5 protein-coding genes and 1 pseudogene are annotated in these 4,801 nt (G+C 65.8%); 4 read left to right on the top strand and 2 right to left on the bottom strand.

The genetic code is table 11. From position 1 onward, the window contains the following. Nucleotides 1–366: 366 nt before the first annotated feature. The 4 genes from F6S12_RS29780 to F6S12_RS29765 all read left to right on the top strand — a co-directional run bounded on the left by F6S12_RS29780 (nt 367) and on the right by F6S12_RS29765 (nt 3,634). Nucleotides 367–1,146, top strand: a complete 780-nt coding sequence (locus F6S12_RS29780; protein WP_315869686.1) for an ABC transporter substrate-binding protein — start codon at nt 367–369, stop codon at nt 1,144–1,146. Between the two features lie 103 nt (nt 1,147–1,249). Continuing rightward, a complete protein-coding gene (locus F6S12_RS29775; RefSeq protein ID WP_315869685.1) occupies nt 1,250–2,362 on the top strand; it encodes a M14 family metallopeptidase in 1,113 nt (370 codons plus the stop codon). A 118-nt stretch (nt 2,363–2,480) separates the two neighbouring features. Next, complete coding sequence (locus F6S12_RS29770; protein WP_026020012.1) at nt 2,481–2,855, top strand: hypothetical protein; 375 nt, start codon at nt 2,481–2,483, stop codon at nt 2,853–2,855. A gap of 62 nt (nt 2,856–2,917) precedes the next feature. Beyond that, on the top strand, nt 2,918–3,634 hold the full coding sequence (locus tag F6S12_RS29765) for an alpha/beta hydrolase (protein ID WP_315869684.1): 717 nt from the start codon (nt 2,918–2,920) through the stop codon (nt 3,632–3,634). 13 nt (nt 3,635–3,647) lie between these two features. Here F6S12_RS29765 and F6S12_RS29760 read toward each other — a convergent pair whose 3' ends face one another. Continuing rightward, nucleotides 3,648–4,226 carry a hypothetical protein gene (locus F6S12_RS29760; protein WP_011060554.1) on the bottom strand — a complete coding sequence of 193 codons (579 nt, stop codon included), beginning with the start codon at nt 4,224–4,226 and terminating at the stop codon, nt 3,648–3,650. Between the two features lie 154 nt (nt 4,227–4,380). Then, nucleotides 4,381–4,801 (bottom strand): annotated as a pseudogene (locus F6S12_RS29755) (hypothetical protein); the annotation flags it as partial.

Below are 4,801 nucleotides of genomic sequence, written 5' to 3'. Positions count from 1 at the left end.
TCGGCGGTGTCACCGGCTGGCTCGATGAGGGCTTCCAGCTCAGCACCGGGCAACCGCGCCGCGAGGGAGCGGATCTGTCCTGCGCCTGCTGAAGGGCTGACTCCGCTGGTAGCGGCCTTGGGCTGCGGCTAGCGGGGATGTGTCGGTAAAAATGGCCCGTTCTGAGGCGAACGTCGGGATTTTCAGGGACAAACGCATCATGCCGGGGCGAGGGAGGAGGTAGAGGATCGCGGGCGCATATTTTTTATAAGTATTTGTCGCATAAACACAATTTGCATCCCGGGAGCCGCTCTAGACTGCTGGCCACTTCGATTTGCCCCCCAATCGAAACCAGCCAATAAAAGCCTCCGTCTCCTGGAGTTATAAATGAACAAGTTTGCGCTGTTCGGTGCCCTGGCACTGTCGCTGTTTTCCTTTACCGCTTCGGCCGACGAGGCCAAGCCGATCCGTATCGGTATCGAAGCCGGCTACCCGCCGTTCTCGATGAAGACCCCCGACGGCAAGCTCACCGGTTTCGATGTCGACCTGGGCAACGCCCTGTGCGAGCAGATGCAGGCCAAGTGCACCTGGGTCGAGCAGGAGTTCGACGGCCTGATCCCGGCGCTGAAAGTGAAGAAGATCGACGCCATCCTGTCGTCCATGACCATCACCGACGACCGCAAGAAGAACGTCGATTTCACCATCAAGTACTACCACACCCCGGCGCGCTTCGTGATGAAGGCCGGCACCAGCATCAAGGACCCGCTGACCGAGCTCAAGGGCAAGAAGGTCGGTGTGCTGCGGGCCAGTACCCATGACCGCTTCGCCACCGAAGTGCTGGTGCCGGCGGGTATCGACCTGGTGCGCTACGGCTCCCAGCAGGAAGCCAACCTGGACATGGTCTCCGGCCGCGTCGACGCGCTGCTGGCGGATTCGGTGAACCTCGACGATGGCTTCCTGAAAACCGCCGCCGGCAAGGGCTTCGCCTTCGTGGGCCCGGAGTACAACGATCCGAAATACTTCGGCGGCGGTGCCGGCATTGCCGTGCGCAAGGGGGATCAGGAACTGGCCGGGAAATTCAACAAGGCCATCACCGAGATCCGTGCCAACGGCAAGTACAAGCAAGTGCAGGACAAGTACTTCGATTTCGACGTCTACGGCGAGTAAGCCCGGGCGTTGAAAAAGGTGGTTGCCGGGGGCCGGCAGCCACCTTTTTTGTGCGCCACTGTTTTATTCTGCGCCACGCCTTTTTCTGATCTCCGGAGTTGCCATGCAACGCATCGACCATTCCTTGCCCTGGGGCCACCTGGGCACCCAGCGCCAGCTCAGTGTGTTCCGCTTTGGCAGCGGCCCGCGCAAGGTGTACATCCAGGCCAGCCTGCACGCCGACGAACTGCCCGGCATGCGCACTGCCTGGGAGCTCAAGCAGCGCCTGGCGCAGCTGGAGAACCAGGGGCGCCTGCAGGCAGTGGTCGAGCTGGTGCCGGTGGCCAATCCCATCGGCCTCGACCAGCAGGTGCAGGGCAGCCACCTGGGGCGTTTCGAGCTGGGCAGCGGCAAGAATTTCAATCGCGCCTTCGTCGAGCTCAGCGGCCCGGTGGGCGACTTGATCGGCAAGCAACTGAGGGACGACGCCACGGCCAATATCGCCCTGATCCGCCGTGCCATGGTCCAGGTGCTGGATGAGCTGCCAGCGGCTGATTCGCAGCTGCAAGCCCTGCATCGCTTGCTGTTGCGCCATGCCTGCGACGCCGACATCACCCTCGACCTGCATTGCGATTTCGAAGCGGCGATCCACCTCTATGCCTTGCCCCAGCACTGGCCTCGCTGGCAGTCCCTGGCGGCGCGGCTCAAGGCCGGGGTGGCGCTGTTGTGCGAAGACTCCGGCGGCAGCTCTTTCGATGAATCCTGTTCCGCGCCCTGGCTGCGCCTGGCCCGGGACTTCCCGCGGGCGGCGATTCCCCCGGCAAACCTGGCCGCCACCCTGGAGCTGGGCAGCATGGGCGACACCCGGGTGCAGCAGGCCCGGGCCAACTGCGAAGCCATCCTGGGGTTTCTCGCCGAACAGGGGCTGATCAGCGGCGAGTGGCCGGCCGCTGCGCAGCAGTGCTGTGAAGGCATGCCCTTCGAAGGCACCCAGTACCTGTTCGCCCCCCACCATGGCGTGGTCAGTTTCCTGCGCGATGCCGGAGAGTGGGTGGAGCGTGGCGATGCGTTGTTCGAAGTGGTGGACCCCTTGAGCGATCGCGTCAGCACCGTGTGTGCCGGCACCAGCGGCGTGCTCTTTGCCCTGGACCGTGGGCGCTACACCCAGCCGGGCATCTGGCTGGCCAAGGTGGCCGGCCGCGAGGCGATTCGTGAAGGCAAGCTGATCAACGACTGAACCGCCACCGCAGGGGTCGATCGGGCGTTGGCTGGCCAGCGCAAGCTGCAGCGCGCCCACCCCTTGATCCGGCATCACGCCCTGCGCCGGCCAGCCGGCTCCTACGACAGATGTGCCCATGCCCCGAGTGTCGCTGTGCATCCGCCTGCTGTTCGCCCTGTGTCTGCTGGCGGCGACGTTCAATCACCTGCGCGCCGCCTTCGAGCATGGCCTGCTCTGGGATTATGGCTACGGCGCCGCCACGCCCCTGGCCAGCCGGGCCTTCTGGGGCTCCCTGACGCTGTTCGATCCGCTGGCGGCGCTGCTGCTGTTGGTGCGCCCGCGCTGGGGCCTGCTGCTGACCCTGGCAATCATCCTGCTGGATGTGCTGCACAACAGCCTCTACGTGGCGGCCCATGGCCAGTGGCTGGAGACCTTCTACCTGTCCCAGGTGGGGTTTGCACTGGCGGTGCTGCTGTGCTTGCCGCTGGCCTGGCGCGGGCTGGGCAGATGAACGCTCGGGGCTGGCAGTGCTAGGCTCTGGCGACCCGTTTTTACCCCTTCAAGGAGCTACACATGATCCGCTACCTGGCGCTGTTGGCGCTGCTGGCCGCGCCTTGGGTGCAGGCCGCCGATGTACTGCACGATGACCTGCCGCTCAAGTACCTGGAGCAGGCCCCGGCCGAGCCGCGCAACCAGCCGCTGGTGATTTTCCTGCATGGCTACGGCAGCAACGAGGCCGACCTGTTCGGCCTTCGCCAGCGCCTGCCGGCGAGCTACACCTATGTGTCGGTGCGGGCACCGCAGACCCTGGAGGAGGGCAGCTACCAGTGGTTCCACCGCAAGGGCCAGGGCCCCTACGATGGTGTGACCAGCGAGCTGGCCAGCGGCGCCGAGCTGATCGGCCAGTTTGTCCGCGCGGCGCTGGCCAAGTACCAGACCCAGCCGGACAAGGTGGTGCTGGTGGGGTTCAGCCAGGGCGCGGTGATGGCCTATGAAGTGGGCCTGCGCCATCCGCAGTCGGTGCGGGGCATCGCCGCCTTGAGCGGGAAGATCCTGCCGGTGCTGGCAGCGCAGGTGAAGAACAACCCGAGCCTGCAGCGCCTGGGCATCTTCATCGGCCATGGCACCCTTGACCAGCGCCTGCCCTACAGCGATGCGGTGGATGCCCAGCGCTTGCTGCAGGGGTTGTCACTGCAACCGCAGTTCCATGCCTACCCGGGCCTGGGGCACAGCATCAGCGACGCCGAGATCGACGACCTCAAGGGCTGGCTGCAGGGGCTCAACCCCTGAGCCGGCACGGGGTCTACTGACCGAGGATCTGCTTCATCAGCGCGGTGTGGCCGGCCTTGTCGGTGGCCCGGGAAATTATCTGGATCACCGCCATGCGTGTGCCGGAGCCGGCAATCAGGGTGGAGTTCAGGGTCAGGCCGCCGCCCATGGTGGCGGTGCTGTCGATCTGGCGCACGCCAAGGCCCTTGAGGGTCATGTTCTTTTCGCTTTGCTTGCTGAAATCCGGCAGCGCCGCGGCCTGTTGCGCGAGAAAGCCGCTGACCGCGTCATCGAGAAAGGCGGCGTCGTTGTCCTGGACCTTGGCCCCATGGGGAATGGTGTTCTGCGCCGCGATCACCACGGTACGGGTGGTGGCGTTGGAATACAGGGTGCCGCTGGCGCCCTCGGTGCCATTGGCCTCGCTGCCGGCCGGCAGTACCGAAGCGCTGAACCCCTTGGGCAGGGTGAAGGCGAGCTTGCCGTCGAGGACTGCGACCTTCTCCCCCGAGGCCTGCCTGGCCGCGGATTTGCTGGCGGCGACCGCGTTCAGCGCGCCCAGGCCCGCCACGGCGGCGAACACCAGGACCAGGGCTTTTCTAGCGAAAGATGACATGCGCAATCTCCGGGCAGTGATCAAAGGCGCGCATCATCCCACGGCCGTTGCGGCCTGCTCCACAAGGATTTTTCAGCGCGGCTCCGATGACGGCCAGCCAAGGCTTGTAGGAGCTGGCTGGCCAGCGAAAACTTCCGCCAGCCCGGTGCAAGACTCAAGGGCCCCTGCGCCGGCCAGCCGGCTCCTGCACAGTGGCTCGCAACAGCCGCTTGCTCAGCCCCAGGACCAGCATCGACGCTGCCAGCGCCACCGCGAAGGCGAGCATGCCCAGCGGGGGCAGGGCCAGTGCCAGGGCCAGGCAGAAGGCGGCAAAGGCGTACAGGCCGGTGGTCAGGGAGCGCAGCAGGACGGTGGTGAAGGCCACGCCACGACTCTGATGGGAGAACACCGCAAGGACGCTGCCAAGCACCGGGAACACCGCGAGCATGCCGCTCCAGCGTTCGCCGACGGTGCTGGCCAACAGGGTCACGGCCAGGGTCAACAGGGCCCCGGCGAGCATCCGGTAGGGCAGTTTGTCGGAGCGCGGCCCAGGGCTGGCGGGCAGTTCGCCCACCGGCGGAAACAGCCGTGGGGCC

The sequence above is a fragment of the Pseudomonas sp. JV245A genome, assembly GCF_032424515.1.
Classification (GTDB): domain Bacteria; phylum Pseudomonadota; class Gammaproteobacteria; order Pseudomonadales; family Pseudomonadaceae; genus Aquipseudomonas; species Aquipseudomonas protegens.
The sequence above is the reverse complement of the archived record's forward strand: the minus strand, read 5'-3'. Positions and strand labels throughout refer to the sequence as shown.